Genomic DNA, 15,921 nt, shown 5'->3' with positions numbered 1-15,921 from the left:
GCCCGCTCGTCCCCGGAGATAATGCCGTGATCGCCACCACCACCTTCGCCCTGGCCATCAGTCTGGCCATGGATGCGTTCGCCGCGGCGCTGGGGAAGGGCGCCGCACTCCGCCGTCCCCATATGGGCCACGCCCTGACTGTGGGGGCCGTGTTCGGCGGCTTCCAGATGGTGATGCCGCTGGTCGGCTTCGCGCTGGGCATGGCGTTCGCCGATATCGTTGCCGCCGTCGATCACTGGATCGCCTTCGTGCTGTTGTCCGTCGTCGGTGGCCGCATGGCGTTGGAAGCCTGGAAGGGCGGTGACGAGGCGGGGGAGGATGGTGCCGCCGGCATGGCCCTGACAATGTCGGCCCTTTTCATGGCCGGATTCGCCACCTCGGTGGACGCGCTGGCCATCGGCGTGCCGCTGGCCTTTTTCGATGAGCCGATCCTGGCCTCTTCCCTGGTCATCGGCCTGGTGACCTTCGCGCTGTCCACGCTCGGCGTCATGCTGGGCCGTGCGGTGGGCCCGCTGCTTGGCCGCTGGGCCGTGGGCATCGGCGGGGTCGGGCTGGTGCTGCTGGGTACCAAGATCCTGGTGCAGCATCTGGGGGCGTGATGGAGCAGAGCCTGTGAACGCCCCCCTCTCCGTCATCTCGGCGTTCACTGGGATGACGACAGAGATGACTTAATTAATCCGCCAGCTCCGCCCGGATGGCCAGCATCTGATCCATATTGTCCAGGAACAGGCGAGTCAGTTTCGGGTCCAGGTGGCTGCCGGCCCCCTGTTCCAGATGCGCGCGCACCGCTTCCACGCTCCATGGCTCCTTGTAGGGCCGGCGGGACAGCAGGGCGTCGAACACGTCGCAGATGGCGACGATGCGGCCGCTGACGGGGATATTCTCCCCGGCCAGCCCGTTGGGATAGCCGTTGCCATCCCATTTCTCATGGTGGGTGCCGGCGATCTCCGACGCCAGGTCCAGCAGCAGCAGGCCGCTGCCGGCCAGGATATGCTGGCCGATGGCGGCATGGGTCTTCATGATCGCCCATTCCTCGGCGTCCAGCTTGCCGGGCTTCAGCAGCACGCGGTCCGGGATGCCTATTTTGCCGATATCGTGCAGCGGGGCGGCACTGGCGATCTTGGTGACCATCAGCGGCGGTAGCCCGGCCAGCCGCGCCAGCTCGCCCGCCATGCGGCCGATACGAGTGACGTGCTGGCCCGTATCCTCGTCGCGAAACTCCCCGGCCGAACAGAGGCGGCGGATGATCTCGGCCCGCGTGCGTTCCAGTTCCACCGTGCGGTCCTGCACCTGGCGCTCCAGCCTTTCGGCCTGCTGGCGCTGTTCCTTGTGCAGCAGATGCAGTTCCAGCAGGTTGCGCGACCGCGCCACCAGTTCCCAGAAGGCATAGGGCTTGGTGACATAGTCACGCGCCCCCGCCTCCAGAGCGCGCTTTCGGGAACCTTCATCGCTCTGGGCGGTGACGACCAGCACGGGCGGGGCATCGATGCCCATCTCCGCGCGCAGGCGGGTGATGAAGGACGGACCGTCCAGTCCCGGCATGCGGTAGTCCAGCAGGATCAGGTCGGGCGGATTGCGCACCGCCATGGCCAGCCCCTCAAAGGGGTCGGTGCTGCTCTCGATACTCTCGAACCCCGCCATCTCCAGCATGCCCAGCAGCAGCTCGACATTGGCGGGCAGGTCGTCGACGACCAGGATGCGCGCGGCGCACAGTTCGTCGCTGAGCGGGGAGGACAGTTCGATCATGATGCGACGGCCCCTCCGGCCAGCGCCTCGTCCAATGCCGCCATGAATTCCGGCACGCGCAGCGGTTTGGTCATGTAACGGTGGAAGCCGGCGGCCTTGCCGCGTTCAACTTCCCGCGGCAGGGCATTGGCCGACAAGGCCAGCGCCGGAATGCCGGACGTGGCCGGATCGGCGCGCAGCCGGGCCAGCACCTCGAACCCGTCCATGCCGGGCAGGTTGATGTCCAGGATGATGATGTCGGGCAGATGGGTGCGTGCCAGTTGCAGCCCCGATCCCGGATCGGCCGCCACCAGCAGGCGGAACCCGCCCAGGCTGTCGATCAGGTCGCGCATCAGCTGGATATTGGCGGGATTGTCCTCCACATACAGCATGGTGCGGTCCCCGCCCGTTCCCGCGCCGCGCTGGGGCAGGTTGGCCCGCGCCGCGTCCAGCGCCACGGCGGGTGCGGCGGCAGGCAGCTCGAACAGGAAGCGGCTGCCGATACCTTCCCGGCTTTCCACGATGATGGTGCCGCCCATGGCCTGGACCAGGCGCTGGCAGATGGTCAGGCCGATGCCCGTCCCTTCCACCGCGCCATGCTCGCGGCCCAGCCGGTTGAAGGGCTGGAACAACTGGTCGATGCGGTCGGCGGGAATGCCCAGGCCGGTATCGCTGACCTCCAGCGTGACCCGCCCGTCCGTGCCCGGCCGGATGGAGACGGTGACCCGCCCGCCGGGACGGTTGTACTTGATGGCATTGCTGGTCAGGTTGCTCAGCACCTGTACCAGGCGCGTGCGGTCGGCGACGATGCCGGTGCCGGCATCGGCTATGTCCAGTACCAGGGCGATGCCGGCATTGTCGGCCACCGGCTGCATGTTGACCGCCACGTCGCGGGCCACGGCGGCGGCATCCACCGGCTCCAGCGACAGGGACAGGCGGCCGGCCTCCACCTTGGCCAGGTCCAGCACTTCGTCGATCAGGTGCAGCAGATGGGTGCCCGCCTTCTCGATCTGGATGGCGGCGCGCTCCTGCTTGGTGGTCAGCGGTTCCTTGGCGCGGTTATAGAGCAGCAGCTGCGCGAACCCCATGATGGAGTTCAACGGCGTGCGCAGCTCATGGCTCATGCTGGCCAGGAAGTCGGACTTGGCCTGGCTGGCCGCTTCCGCACGGGCGCGCGCCTCTTCCAGGTCGACGGTGCGCTCGGCCACGCGCTGTTCCAACGCCAGCTTGGATTGTTCCAGCTCCGCCTCGATCAGGCGGCGGGCCTGCATCTCCTCACCCAGCGCCAGGAAGGACCGACGCAGCTGTTCGGCCTCGCGCGCGGCGGCGGCGGAGATGCGGCGGTCGGCGATACCGGCCACCAGGGCCAGCACCAGCAGGCCGTAGGTGGCGGCCGCCACGGCAGCGGCCAGGATCAGGCGCGGAATGCCCGCATGTGCATCGGGCAGGGTGGGGTCCAGCGTCACGACCAGGGCGCCCATGCCGGTATAATGCATGCCGCAGATGGCGACACCCATGACCAGGGCGGCCACCACGCGCAGGCTGAAGCGCTGCGGCGTCAGTGCCAGCCAAAGGGCCACCGTGGCGGCGACCAGGGCGATGACGACGGAGAGCGCGAACAGGCCGGGCTTGTACCCGATGGTGCCGGGCAGCATCAGCGCCGCCATGCCCGTATAATGCATGACCACGACGCCCATGCCGACGATCACCCCCGCCAACAGCAGGCGGATGGGGCTCATGCGGCTCTTCACCACCCACAGGCCGACGGCCACCACCAGGATGGGCACGGCCAGCGACAGCAGCGTCAGCCCGCCATGGAACGTGAAGGGGGCGTCCAGGTTGAAGGCCAGCATGCCCAGGAAATGCATGGCCCAGATGCCGCCGCCCAGCGCCGCCGACGCGGCCCCGTGCCAGGCCCAGCGCAACATCCCCTCGGCACTGCGCAGCCGTTCGGCCAGGTCCAGTGCCACATAGGAGGCGAACGCCGCCGTCAGAAAGGAGAGTGCCACCAGCCAGTTGTCATGGCTGGTTGCGGCGCCATCGGCGCTGGTGAAGCACAAACCAAGAATTTCCATATGGGGCCGGCGTTTCCAAGACAGTCGATCAGCGAAATCACTATCGAATATAGCCGAAGTCGGAAAGGTTAAAAGCACCAATGAATGTCGCCCTATCCCTATGGTCGGGACGGTTCGCTGTTTCTATACCGTTTCCACGTCGGGTGGTGTCCGATCTATCCCGATGCACTGCCGCGACGCGGCACATAGCGGCGTATTCTGCCCCTGGAAACGCGGCCCCTTGTGCCGCCGTTCGATGGGTCGATGCCGATGCGGTTGCCATCACTGTCATTGAGGGGAAGGCTGGTCCTGCTGCTGTCGGCGGTGATCCTGACCATGTCCGTCGTGCTGGTGCTGGAGAACCGGTCGCGCCGCGCCGATGCGGAAGCCAACGGCCTGGCCCGGGCCATGGACATGGCCCGCTTCGCCGCCGCCCAGCATGCCGACCTGATGTCCAACCTGCAAAGGCTGGTGGCGGTGGCCGCCAGCCGCGTCTCACGCGAAGAGGATTGTGACCGCGGCCTGGCGACCCTGAAGGGCACGCAGCCCTGGGTCTCCAACATGTTCATCGCCCGCCCCGACGGGTCGATCCGTTGTTCGACCGCACCCGACGATGCGGAAATCAACCTGGCCGATCGGGACTATTTCCGCCGCGTGCTGGAAACCGGCCGCCCGGCGATCAGCGGTTATCTGCGGGCCCGGGCCACGGGCCGGCCCGTCATGGTCTATGCCCAGCCCATCATGGCCGAAGGCCGCCGGATCGAGGGCGTGGCTCTCGCCGGCCTGTTGCTGGACTGGCTGGATGGCATCGCCGCCCGCCTGCTGGAGGTGACGCCCGGCGCCACCCTGGTGGCGCTGCATGCCGATGGCACCATCATCGCCCGCTATCCCACCCTGGCTGGGGTCAATGGCCAGGACATGTCCGAGGTGCCGTTCGTCCGTGCCGTGCTGGACCAGCCCGGCGGCGGTACCTGGGTGGGGCCGGGTCTGGACCAGGTGGAACGGCTGATGGGTTTCGTGCCGCTGGCCAACGGCGATCTGCGCATCATCGTCTCCTACCCGCGCGAACAGGCGCTGGCGGGGGCGGATCGGGAATTCCGCCGCAATATGGGCATTCTGCTGGCCTTGGCGCTGCTGGCCATGCTGCTGGTCTATGTGGGCGTGGCGCATACGGTCCTGGATCCGCTGCGCCGCCTGATCGGTACCGTGCGCCGCCTGGGGCGGGGTGAACTGGGCCTGCGCGCCGCCGCCGGCAGGGGGGAGGTCGGGGCGCTGGCGGGTGCCATCAACGACATGGCGGCCAACCTGCAGCGCCAGGCCGCCGAACTTGCCACCCGCGACGCGCAATACCGCCTCCTGTCCGAACAGGGAAGCGATGTGGTGGCACTGCACGGGCTGGACGGGACTTATCTCTATGTCTCGCCCACCTGCGCCTGGATGCTGGGCTATACGCCTGAACAACTGGTGGGTGGCGCGCCGCAGGACCGTTGTCATCCCGATGACGTACAGACCATTGAACGCGTGCCGCCCATCCTCCTGGCCGGCATGCCCTGCGCGCCCGTGACCTACCGGCTGCGCCACGGCGACGGGCGCTGGATCTGGGTGGAGACGGCCTTCGCGCTGGCTGCCGACGATCTGGCGGGGCAGCGTATCGTATCGGCCACCCGCGATGTGGGCGAACGGGTATTGCAGGAACAGGAACTGCGTGCCGCCCGTGACCGGCTGGGCGAACAGGCCGGCAGTTTGCAGGCGCTGGCCGCCGACCTGGACCGTGCGCGCCGCGTGGCCGAGGCCGCCGCCAGTGCTGCGGAGACCGCCAATCAGGCCAAGTCGGAGTTCCTGGCCAATATGAGCCATGAGGTCCGCACGCCGATGAACGGTATCGTCGGCATGACCGGCCTGCTGCTGGATACGGCCCTTTCGCCCGAACAGCGCGGCTTCGCGGAGACGATCCGCGAGAGTGCCGACGCCCTGCTCTATGTCATCAACGATATCCTCGACGTTTCCAAGCTGGAGGCCGGCAAGCTCGACCTCGACACTATCGATTTCGCGCTGGACGAGATCGTGGACGGGGTCGTCGCCCTGCTGGCACCGCGTGCGCAGCAGAAGGGGGTTACGCTCACGGCCGAAATCGATCCCGCCGCTGCCCGCGCCTATCGTGGCGACCCGGCCCGCCTGCGCCAGATCCTGCTGAATCTGGCCGGCAACGCCGTGAAATTCACCGAGGAGGGCGGGGTTGCCATCGATGTCCGCAGGGTGGATGACGGGTCCGTCCTGCTGCCCGGGGCCACGCGCCTGTGCTTCACCGTGTCGGATACCGGTATCGGCATGACGGCAGACCAGATGGGCCGGCTGTTCCAGAAATTCACCCAGGCCGACAATTCCATCACCAGACGCTTCGGTGGCACCGGTCTGGGCCTGGCCATCTGCCGCCAGCTGGTGCAGTTGATGGGCAGCGACGTGCAGGTGGAAAGCCAGGCGGGGGAGGGCAGCCGCTTCTGGTTCACCATCACGCTGCCGCCCGCCGCCGCCCCGCTGCCCGACCGGCAGGATATCCTGGAACGTTTGCAGGGCCTGGCCGCCCTGGTGGTGGATGATGTGGAGACCAATCGCCGCATCCTGTCGCGACAGCTGGAACGGCTGGGCATGAAGGTGAGTGCCGTCAATGGCGCGCCCGCCGCCTTGGCGGAACTGGAACGCAGCCTGTTGGCGGCGGCCAGGCCCAACGTGGTGCTGATCGACCATACGATGCCGGGCATGACCGGTGACGCGCTGGCCGGCTGGCTGCGCGGCCATCCCGGTTATGCGGACATGAAGCTGGTGCTCGTCTCCTCCACCGGTGGTCTGGATGCGGGGGACCCGGCTTCAGACCTGTTCGACGCCATGATTGCCAAGCCGGCGCGGCCCGCCGATCTGCGCGATCTGCTGGGCCGGCTGTTCGCCCCCGCCAACGCCGAACCGTCGCGCCCGGTGGAGGCACTGGCCGCCGACCGGGGCAAGGGGCGCCGCGTGCTTGTGGTGGATGACAATCCCGTCAACCGCAATGTCGCCCGCCTGATCCTGGAACGCGACCTCTATGAAGTCGATCTGGTGGAGGATGGGATGCAGGCCATCCTGGCCGCGGAGAAGCACCGTTACGACCTGATCCTGATGGATGTGCAGATGCCCGGCATGGACGGGATCGAGGCGACGCGCCTGATCCGTATCCAGGAAGGCCAGACCGGCCAGCGCCGCACCCCGATCATCGCCATGACCGCCAATGCCATGGTAGGCATGCGCGAAAGCTATTTGGAGGCGGGCATGGACGATTACGTCTCCAAACCCTATGAACCCAAGGCGCTGCTGCTGGCGGCGGCGCATTGGGCCGGCAACCGCGACGGGGCCGCGGTCCATGCCGGGCCCCGCAGTCCCGTGGAACCCATCATGGACCTGACAGACCATCCCGTCCTCGACCCTTCCGTATTGGCGGGGCTGCTTTCCTTCACCGACGCTGCCGAATTCACCGACCTGATGCAGCGGTTCCTGGCTGCCGGGCGCGACCGCACGGACCGCATGGCCCGGCTGCTGGGCGAGGCGGACTGGGATACGTTGCGGCGCGAGGCGCATTCCATGATCTCTCTGGCCGGCAATATGGGGCTGCGCCAGATCCAGCATCTGGCCGGCGGCATTGAAACCAGCCTTGCCACCGGCGATCATGACCAGGGCACCGTGCTGGCAACCCGCCTGCTGGACTTGGCGCCCGCCGCCTGGGCCACCGTGGCAGCCCATGTCGATACCCTGATCCCGCAACAGGCGGCGGCGTCATAGTCAGGCCCGGGCGCCCAGGCCCGCCAGCCGCGCCGTCACCTGCTCCAGCAATCCCGCCCAGTCGCCCGTCGCCGGCTGGCGCAGCTGGGTCATGGAAGCGTACCAGGGTGTCCGCTCTTCCGCGGCCTTGCCCCAGCGCCAGTCGGGTTCGCGCCGCTGCAATGTCCAAACGGGTACGCCCAGCGCGCCGGCCAAATGGCAAGGTGAACTGTCGACGCTGATCACCAGATCCATCTCCTCGATCACGGCCGCCGTCGCTTCGAACCCTTCTCCGTCCTTCAAGGGATAATACAGATTGTCCGGCACCGATCCGCGCAAGGACTGCAGGCCGGGTGGCGACAGGGCGTAGAAATCGATATGCGGCGACCGCACCAGGAACGAAACCGCCAGGGCATCGGGAATGGAGCGGACATTATCCTCCGCATGCTGGTTCGATCCCCGCCAGACAATGCCCACGGCCGGGCGCTGCCGTGTGCGGCGGCGATGGCCGGCCCAGCGGGCCGCCGACAGATAGCCGTGACGGCCCGGCAGATTGTCCGGCTTCGCCCCCATGGCATGCGGGATGGACATTGCCATCAGATGGTGGGTGTACGTCCATTCCCTCACATCCTCCGGCAGGGCGAAGCGCAGGTTGGATATATGCCGGAAATTGCCTTCCAACAGTTCCAGCAGCAGCGGCCGCGCCATGAACGTCACGCGGCGCGCGCGGGCCGCGATGATCGGCAGCCAGCGTGCGACCATGATCATGTCGCCATAACCCTGCTCGGTCCCGATCACCAGATCGGCCCCGACCCCGTCACGGGGATTCCAGTCGAGCAGGCTGGACAGCCTGCTGCGGATGGCGCGTGTCTCGCCATCGACCACCTGCCAGCGCCGTTCATAGGCGGCAAACCCCTCCTGCCAACGGTCCAGACGCATCAGGGCGGTGGCCAGGTTGATATCGTTGGCCGCGTGGCCGGGCCCGTGCAGGGCCTCGCAGCGCCGGATGGCGTCCAGCGCCGCCTCTGTGCGTCCGGCCGTCAGCAGCACCGCCCCCAGCACCGCCCAGGTCTCCACTTCCTCGCTGTCCGGATTGGATGCGACCAGCCGTTCCATCACCGCCAGGGCGGCATCGGTGTCATGCACCCTCAGATAGGTGCGGGCCAGATTGCGCAGCAGCACGGGATTGTCGCCGATCACGTCCCGTAGCCGGACCAGGCAATCCACCGCCATCGGCCAGTTGCCCAGTGCACCCGCAGCCTCCGCGCGGTCGTTCAGGGCGTGGGCATCGGTGGGATCGCGCAGCAGGGCGATGCCCGTCCGGCGCAGTTCGCCCTGCCAGTCCTTATCCGCCTGCACCATCCACCCCTTTAGTTCCGATGGGGGAAATTCGCACGGCGCCGGGCAAAGAAAAAGGGCGCTCCCACCAGGGAACGCCCTTTCTCCGTACAAACCCGGCGAACCGGGGCCAAACGCGATTAGCGCTTGGAGAACTGGAAGCTGCGGCGGGCCTTGGCCTTACCGTACTTCTTACGCTCGACGACGCGCGGATCGCGGGTCAGCAGGCCGGCGGCCTTCAGCGGCGGACGCAGGCCCGGCTCGAAGAAGGTCAGGGCCTTGGAGATACCGTGACGCAGCGCACCGGCCTGGCCCGACAGACCACCACCGGAAACGGTGGCGATGATGTCGAACTGCTCGACGCGGTTGGTGATCTGGAACGGCTGGTTGATCATCATGCGCAGCACGGGGCGGGCGAAATAAACCGCCAGCTCACGACCGTTCACGGTGATCTTGCCGGTGCCGGGCTTCACCCAGACGCGGGCGACGGCGTCCTTGCGCTTGCCGGTGGCATAGGCGCGGCCGAAAGCGTCCAGCTTGGGCTCGACCGGGGCGGAAGCGGTGGCGACGACGCCGGGGGCGGCGCCGGCCTTCAGGTCAGCGAGGCTGTTGATCGTGGCCATTTATCAGGCGCTCCGCTTGTTCTTGGCGTTCTTGCCGGCGAGATCCAGCACGACGGGCGTCTGGGCGGCGTGCGGGTGCTCGGCACCGGCATAGACGCGCAGGTTGCTCATCTGCTGACGACCCAGCGGGCTGCGCTTGATCATGCGCTCGACGGCCTTGATGATGACGCGCTCGGGGAAGCGGCCATCCAGGATCTGGCCGGCGGAACGGCCCTTGATGCCGCCCGGATAGCCGGTGTGCCAGTAGAACATGGCATCCTGGCGCTTGTTGCCGGTCAGGGCGACCTTCTCGGCATTGATGACGATGACATTGTCACCGCAATCCAGGAACGGGGTATAGGTGGGCTTGGTCTTGCCGCGCAGGATCAGAGCGATCTGGCTGGCGAGACGACCCAGGACAACGCCTTCCGCATCGATGAGAATCCACTTCTTCTCGATCTCGGACGGCTTCAGGTTAAAGGTCTTCATCGGAGCACTCGGGCTTATACGGATGAAGGCGCCAACCACCGGGCTGGCACCGAAGCGGATGGTGATGTAGGGCCAATCATCATCCATCGCAAGCAAAAAATGCAGCATCACCAATGGGCTGTCAAACGGTATTATAATACCTTATTCAGAAACCCTTTGAATTCATTGGATATTTTTAAACCGTCATCTGGCCGTTTGTCGTCTTCCCGCCTGGGCATGCGGTGGTGACATGGTGCGGTTGCGCGGGAACCTCCCGCCGTCGCCATCGTTCACTTGCCAGTTGTCCAATAACGACGGAGACAAAAATGTACGCGACTATCGGACGAACGGCTGCGGCTGGTCTGCTTTTGATCGGTATCCTGGCCGGGTGCGGTAACAACATGGAAGAACGCGTCGCGTCCGGCGCGCTGATCGGCGCCGGCACGGGCGCCGTGCTGGGCGGCAGCGTCGGCAGTGCCGCCATCGGCGCCCTGGCGGGTGCCGGCACCGGCGCCGTGGTCAACGAGGTCGACAAGAGCAACGACAAGAAGAAGCGCCGCCGCTAAGCCGATACAGGGTCGGGCGATATGAGCGGTTTTCGGTCCACCGGAAACCGCTCCGGCGGCGACTGCCGCCGCGCCGCTCGTGCGGCGTGAAGCCAAGCCCACGGATGTGGGCGCCCGGCGCCTGAGGGAACTTAACCAACGGGTATCGCATAAGTCCCCGTGGCATGGGCCACGGGGACCGGGTCGTCTTCGGATCGGATCAGCACCTCGCCATAGGCCAGGCGCTTGCCCGGTTTCAGGATGCGCGCCTCGCCCAGCAGTGGGCGCAGCGGCGGCTTGCGCAGGAAATGGATATTCATGTCGCTGGTCACCGCCAGCGGCACATTGCCGACCTGACTCAGCACCGCGCCATAGAGCGCCAGGTCGGCCAGGGCGAACATGGTGGGGCCGGAAATGGTGCCGCCCGCCCGGCTGGTCCGTTCGCTCGCCGCCACCCGCATGGTGCAGCTTCCCCAGCCCATGTCCACGACGCTGAACCCGCCGGCCCGCACCTGCGGCATGTGTTCGTCCAGCAGGTGGATGAAATCCGCGATCGCCAGCGCCGGTGGCCTTTCCTGGCTCGTCATGATCCCTCCTTTATAAGGTGCGGCTATCCTAGGCAGGCGGATACGGCATGGCACCCTGGACTTTGGGCCGGGTGGCAAGGCGCTTGGCCCGCCCCCAAATCCCCCTCATGCTGTTGCGGCGAAAAGGGCAGGGACCGACGCCATGAACCACGACCATTATTCCGACGACCTGATCCGCCATGTTCTGGACAGTGCGCGCACCATTGCGGTGGTCGGCGCCACGGCCGATCCGGCCAAGCCCAGCTTCTATGTGATGAAGTACCTTGCCGATCGCGGCCACCGGGTGATCCCGGTGAACCCGGCGCTGGCCGGGCAGACGGTGCTGGGCCAGCAAGCCTATGCCAGCCTGGCCGACCTGCCCGAAAAGCCGGACATGGTCGATATCTTCCGCCGTCCGGATGCGGCAGGGCAGGTGGCCGTCGACGCCGCCGAACGCGGCATTCCCTATATCTGGATGCAGCTTGGCATCCGCAATGACGAGGCTGCCGCCAAGGCCGAGGCCTTGGGCAGCACGGTGATCATGGATCGCTGCCCGATGATCGAGGTGCCGCGGCTCTACTGAGCCTTGGCCACCGCCGCCTCGATCAGATCGCGCACCGTCTCATTCACCGGCGTCGGGATGCCGTGCTTGCGTCCCAGCCGCACGATCACCCCGTTGCGGGCATCCAGTTCCATGGGCCGACCGGCCATCCGGTCGGCCAGCAGCGAATTGATCCCGTCTGGCGCGCCCGCGCGGCAGGCATCCATCACCTTATCAATGTCGGTCTCGACCAACAGCGCCCCTTCTGCCCGCGCCACGGAAACGCATTCCGCCACCAGCGCCCGCATCACCGACGCGGCCCCGGCCTGATGGACGATGCCGCCCGGTTGCAGCAGCAGGGCCGACACCGCCCCGGCCGCATTCAGGCACAGCTTGCGCCACAGTACCGTCGTGATGTCGGGGCTGGCGCTCACACTGATCCCGGTGCCTGCGAACAGGCCGATGAAATCCTCTCCGTCCGGTTCCGCCGGCACGATGATGGTACCGGCATTACGCTGCAGGACCCGGCCCGGCCCCTGGCGTTCGGCAGGAATATCGACCATGGCGGGCAGGATGCGGGCAGGGGGCACGAAGGGTGTGAAACGTTTCACATGCTCCACCCCGTTCTGCAGCACCGCCAGCCTTGTCTCCGGCCCCATCAACCGGGGCAGCCAGCTTTCAGCCACCGCCAAACTGTCATAGGTCTTGGTGGCGGCGATCACCCAATCGACCGGCTCGGCCTGCGTCGGATCGGACAGCAGCACCGGCCGCGCCGTCACCAGTCCATCGGGTCCCGTCACCTGCAACTCGGTGAACCCACCGCTGCGTAGGCAAAGTGTCACCTCGCGTCCCGGATCGGCGGCCAGCCGGGCGGCAACCACACAGCCGATAGAACCGGCCCCGATGACGGCGATACGCACCATGGTGCCCTCACGTTCTGTAGAACAATGCCCACACGCCCAGCGCCACGACCCCGAACATGAAGGCCAGCATATAGGTCTTCACCGGTACCGGCACCTTCTCGTCCGGCCCGGGCTTGCCCGTCCCCTGCGCCGCCGGCTTGGACTTGGGCTTGGCCCGCTCACTGCCCGCCACCAGGGTGGGCTTGGGCCTGCCATCCTTGCGCGGGTCATGCAGTTCGATCAGGCGCCAGTCGAAATCGGCCAGCGCCTCGTCACTGACGAAATCCACCTGGATCAGGCGGACGGGCCCGGCCCCGTGCAGGTTGATCGCGTTGCGGAACTCCTGCTTGCCCGCCTTGAGGTCATCGACCAGCGACAGGGTTTCCCACTTCGCCCCCTTCGGCCGCTGCACCGCATATTTCCGATCCGCCACCGATGCCGTCCCTCACTCACCCGCCTGCAACAGGGCGCCGCGCCGCCGCGCATTGCGGAACGCCCCAAGGAAGTATAGGGACGACAGCCCCAGATAGAAAAGGTTCAGAATGACGGCCAGCGCCAGGCTGGACCAGTCCAGCGTTCCATGGAACAGCACGGCCCGCATCCCTTCGAACACATGGGTGGCGGGGATGGCGACGGAGATATACTGCACCAGCGGCGGCAGGGATGAGAGCGGGTAATAGACCGCCGAGAACGGTGCCAGCACGAACACCGCCATCCAGCACAGCGACTCCGCCCCCAAGCCGTGGCGCAGGATCATGCCCGATGTCAGCAGCCCCACGCTGATGCCCAGCATCATCAGATTGGCGAAGAATGCCGCCAGCGGCAGCCCCAGTTCGAAGATCGATACATCGAAGAACAGCACGGCCAGCAGCACCGGTGGGGCTAGCCCCAGCAGGACGCGGATGAACCCCATCACCACCAGCGACACGACCCATTCCCAGGGCCGCAACGGGCTGACGAACAGATTGCCCAGGTTGCGCGACCAGAGTTCCTCCAGGAAGGTGATGCTCATCCCGATCTGGGTGCGCACCAGCACCTCCCACAACAGCACGGCGGAGATCAGCACACCGGCGGCTCCCGCCAGCAGCGATGTCTGCCCGCGCAGGAACTGGGACATGAAGCCCCAGACCATCAACTGCACCGTGGGCCAGTAGCAAAGCTCCAGAATGCGCGGCCAGCTCTGCCGGATCAGGAACCAGTTGCGCAACACCATCCCCATGATGCGCCGGAGCGACCCGCCCACGGAAACCGGGCCGGTGGAGAATTGATCTGAACGGTTCGCCATGTCCTGCATCGTGGGCGGGAGATATAGCAGGGCCCTCATGTCAGGTCGAGCCAAGTCCGAGGCTCCGTATGGGGTCGTTCACCCGTGACCTGCGATATACCTCTTATAAACACTTGATTGATTGTATATTATTATAATTCACTGTTTGACACGCGCGTTTAATCGTCCTTAAAATCCACAGCGTGATAGTAGGAATTAACCCTGCACATCACGAGCCTGGAGGATGGGGGCGCCGATGCCGTTGCAGCCGGAGGGGCGGGGCGAACCGCCGGGTTTGATGACTTTCGACAGTCCGGGCTTTCATTCGCAAAGCATCCGGGCCAGCGCGCTGGTCTTCGAGGATTCTGCCTCGCGTCAACTCTATGACCGGATCGGCCGCATCGGCCCGTCGGAGGCTACCGTGCTGGTGGCCGGGGAGACGGGGACGGGCAAGGAACTGGTGGCCCGGCTGCTGCACCGGCTGAGTCCGCGTGCCGCCCGGCCCTTCATCGCCATCAACTGTGCCGCCCTGCCGGAGAACCTGGTGGAGAGCGAGTTGTTCGGGCATGAGCGCGGGGCCTTCACCGGCGCCATCAGCGCTAAGCGCGGCTGGTTCGAGGCGGCGCAGCACGGCACCCTGTTCCTGGACGAGATCGGTGATCTGCCGCTGACCATGCAGGTCAAGCTGCTGCGGGTTCTGCAGGAACGCGAGATCAGCCGGGTGGGTGGCCGCGCGTCGATCCCCATCGATGTCCGCATCATCGCCGCCAGCCATGTGAACCTGGAAGGGGCGGTCAGGGCGGGGCGGTTCCGCGAGGATCTGTTCTTCCGCCTGAACGTCGCCCAGATCCGGGTGCCGGCGCTGCGCGAGCGGCCGGCCGACATCCTGCCGCTGGCCGGGCATTTCCTGAAAATGTATGGCGACCGGCTGCGCATGCGCCGGGTCGGCCTGTCGCCGGCGGCGGAACGGCTGCTGGGTGCCTATGCTTGGCCCGGCAATATCCGCGAACTGGAAAATATCATCCATCATGCCCTGCTGGTGATGAACGGAGAGGCGATCGGACCTACCGACCTGAACCTGCCGGGGCAGAGGTTGCCGGTGGAGGCGCCGGTCTTCACGCAAGCGGCCGAGCCGGTGGCGCCGGGGCTGGAGGCGGCCTTGCTGCCCTTGTTCGAGAGCGGGGCAGAGAACCTGTATGAGCTGGTGGAGGCCAAGCTTTTCCAGGCCGCCTATGAATATTGCCACCGCAACCAGCTGCAGACCGCGAAGATGCTGGGCATCACCCGCAATATCCTGCGCCATCGCTTGAAGCAGTACGGGATGTTGTGAAAACAAAACCGGCCGGTGGAGCGATCCACCGGCCGGTTTCCTTTCCGTACCCCGCTTACTCGGCAGCGGCGTACTGGATGGTGCCGTCATCATCGACGGTGGCGTTGGACGGGATCAGGCCGCCCATGCGCCATTGCTGCTGCAACACGCCGGAGCCGAACGGCTTGGACCCGCCCAGGGCCGCCGCCAGCACCTGGAAATGCGCACCTTCCTCCAGGAACAGGATGGTGTTGGCCAGGTCGATGATGCCCTTCTTGCTCCACACCGTGGCGCCGCCATTGGCCTCGATGATGCCGGGGACTTCCGCATCCTTGGCGATGCTGTCCAGGATGAAATCCACCTCCGCCTGACGGCGGTTGATATAGACGGGCAATGCTGCCGTCTTGCGGAAGCGGCGGTTGGGCACATAGAGCAGCGGCAGTTCCGCATGCGCCTGGGAATAGGCGCCCAGATGCGGGGTGTGGACATGGCTGATGGCGACCACGTCGTCATGCTGGCGGAACAGCTTGGTATAGCGCCCGCCGCCGGGCCCGCCGCCCTTGCCCAGATAGACGGTGCCGTCGAAACCGACGACGCTGGTCTTCACCTCGTCCAGGTCGTCGCCCCAGGGGCCGGCATAGTTCAGGTTGGCCAGGATCTGGCTGTCCGGAATGCGGATGGTGAAACCCAGCGTGCCGGAGGGGGAGATGGTGCGCGTCTCCCGCAGCACGCGGAAGGCTTTGCGCGCATCCTTTTGGGCCTGGGCAACGAAGGCGAGCTGTTCGGCGGTCAGGCCGGGAATATCGGTCATTTTGGGTCTC

At 66.4% G+C, this 15,921-nt stretch carries 15 protein-coding genes; 5 read left to right on the top strand and 10 right to left on the bottom strand.

What is annotated here, in order from left to right:
* The first annotated feature begins 26 nt into the window (after positions 1 to 26).
* A complete protein-coding gene (locus ACM9HJ_RS28795; protein WP_416575248.1) occupies positions 27 to 599 on the top strand; it encodes a manganese efflux pump MntP family protein in 573 nt (190 codons plus the stop codon).
* A 73-nt stretch (positions 600 to 672) separates the two neighbouring features.
* Here ACM9HJ_RS28795 and ACM9HJ_RS28790 read toward each other — a convergent pair whose 3' ends face one another.
* Positions 673 to 1,746: an HD domain-containing phosphohydrolase gene (locus ACM9HJ_RS28790; protein WP_416575247.1), complete on the bottom strand. Its 1,074-nt coding sequence runs from the start codon at positions 1,744 to 1,746 to the stop codon at positions 673 to 675.
* Positions 1,743 to 3,800 (bottom strand): MHYT domain-containing protein, encoded by a 2,058-nt coding sequence (locus ACM9HJ_RS28785; RefSeq protein ID WP_416575246.1) that lies wholly within the window; start codon positions 3,798 to 3,800, stop codon positions 1,743 to 1,745. Before ACM9HJ_RS28785 ends, ACM9HJ_RS28790 begins: the two co-directional genes overlap by 4 nt.
* A gap of 249 nt (positions 3,801 to 4,049) precedes the next feature.
* Between ACM9HJ_RS28785 and ACM9HJ_RS28780 the strand changes: the two genes are divergently transcribed.
* Positions 4,050 to 7,586: a response regulator gene (locus ACM9HJ_RS28780; protein WP_416575245.1), complete on the top strand. Its 3,537-nt coding sequence runs from the start codon at positions 4,050 to 4,052 to the stop codon at positions 7,584 to 7,586.
* On the opposite strand, the gene ACM9HJ_RS28775 is transcribed toward ACM9HJ_RS28780, so the two are convergent.
* From ACM9HJ_RS28775 to rplM, 3 genes are all read right to left on the bottom strand, one after another.
* Positions 7,587 to 8,927: a glycosyltransferase family 9 protein gene (locus ACM9HJ_RS28775; RefSeq protein WP_416575244.1), complete on the bottom strand. Its 1,341-nt coding sequence runs from the start codon at positions 8,925 to 8,927 to the stop codon at positions 7,587 to 7,589.
* A 116-nt stretch (positions 8,928 to 9,043) separates the two neighbouring features.
* Complete coding sequence (gene rpsI / locus ACM9HJ_RS28770) at positions 9,044 to 9,526, bottom strand: 30S ribosomal protein S9 (RefSeq protein ID WP_416575243.1); 483 nt, start codon at positions 9,524 to 9,526, stop codon at positions 9,044 to 9,046.
* 3 nt (positions 9,527 to 9,529) lie between these two features.
* Positions 9,530 to 9,994 (bottom strand): 50S ribosomal protein L13, encoded by a 465-nt coding sequence (gene rplM, locus ACM9HJ_RS28765; RefSeq protein WP_416575242.1) that lies wholly within the window; start codon positions 9,992 to 9,994, stop codon positions 9,530 to 9,532.
* 380 nt (positions 9,995 to 10,374) lie between these two features.
* Between rplM and ACM9HJ_RS28760 the strand changes: the two genes are divergently transcribed.
* Entirely contained in the window at positions 10,375 to 10,539 is a 165-nt protein-coding gene (locus ACM9HJ_RS28760) for a YMGG-like glycine zipper-containing protein (RefSeq protein WP_416575241.1), read from the top strand.
* Between the two features lie 131 nt (positions 10,540 to 10,670).
* Here ACM9HJ_RS28760 and ACM9HJ_RS28755 read toward each other — a convergent pair whose 3' ends face one another.
* The gene (locus tag ACM9HJ_RS28755) at positions 10,671 to 11,105 is read right to left on the bottom strand and encodes a PaaI family thioesterase (RefSeq protein WP_416575240.1); all 435 of its coding nucleotides are present in this window, start codon (positions 11,103 to 11,105) and stop codon (positions 10,671 to 10,673) included.
* Positions 11,106 to 11,247: 142 nt separating this feature from the next.
* Between ACM9HJ_RS28755 and ACM9HJ_RS28750 the strand changes: the two genes are divergently transcribed.
* Complete coding sequence (locus ACM9HJ_RS28750) at positions 11,248 to 11,667, top strand: CoA-binding protein (RefSeq protein ID WP_416575239.1); 420 nt, start codon at positions 11,248 to 11,250, stop codon at positions 11,665 to 11,667.
* On the opposite strand, the gene ACM9HJ_RS28745 is transcribed toward ACM9HJ_RS28750, so the two are convergent.
* The 3 genes from ACM9HJ_RS28745 to ACM9HJ_RS28735 are packed head-to-tail and all read right to left on the bottom strand — an operon-like array spanning position 11,661 to position 13,812.
* A complete protein-coding gene (locus ACM9HJ_RS28745; RefSeq protein WP_416575238.1) occupies positions 11,661 to 12,548 on the bottom strand; it encodes a 2-dehydropantoate 2-reductase in 888 nt (295 codons plus the stop codon). The genes ACM9HJ_RS28750 and ACM9HJ_RS28745 overlap by 7 nt on opposite strands.
* Before the next feature lie 7 nt (positions 12,549 to 12,555).
* Positions 12,556 to 12,939 (bottom strand): hypothetical protein, encoded by a 384-nt coding sequence (locus ACM9HJ_RS28740; RefSeq protein WP_416575237.1) that lies wholly within the window; start codon positions 12,937 to 12,939, stop codon positions 12,556 to 12,558.
* A gap of 33 nt (positions 12,940 to 12,972) precedes the next feature.
* Positions 12,973 to 13,812: an ABC transporter permease gene (locus ACM9HJ_RS28735; RefSeq protein ID WP_416575236.1), complete on the bottom strand. Its 840-nt coding sequence runs from the start codon at positions 13,810 to 13,812 to the stop codon at positions 12,973 to 12,975.
* A 235-nt stretch (positions 13,813 to 14,047) separates the two neighbouring features.
* On the opposite strand from ACM9HJ_RS28735, the gene ACM9HJ_RS28730 reads away from it, so the two are divergent.
* Positions 14,048 to 15,121, top strand: a complete 1,074-nt coding sequence (locus ACM9HJ_RS28730; RefSeq protein WP_416575235.1) for a sigma-54 interaction domain-containing protein — start codon at positions 14,048 to 14,050, stop codon at positions 15,119 to 15,121.
* Between the two features lie 55 nt (positions 15,122 to 15,176).
* Here ACM9HJ_RS28730 and ACM9HJ_RS28725 read toward each other — a convergent pair.
* On the bottom strand, positions 15,177 to 15,921 hold a 745-nt coding region (locus ACM9HJ_RS28725; protein ID WP_416575234.1), incomplete at its 5' end, for a class II aldolase/adducin family protein.

Origin of the sequence: Niveispirillum sp. KHB5.9 (assembly GCF_048066115.1) — a bacterium.
Taxonomy (GTDB): Bacteria; Pseudomonadota; Alphaproteobacteria; order Azospirillales; family Azospirillaceae; genus Niveispirillum.
This window is presented reverse-complemented; position numbering and strand designations above follow the sequence as displayed.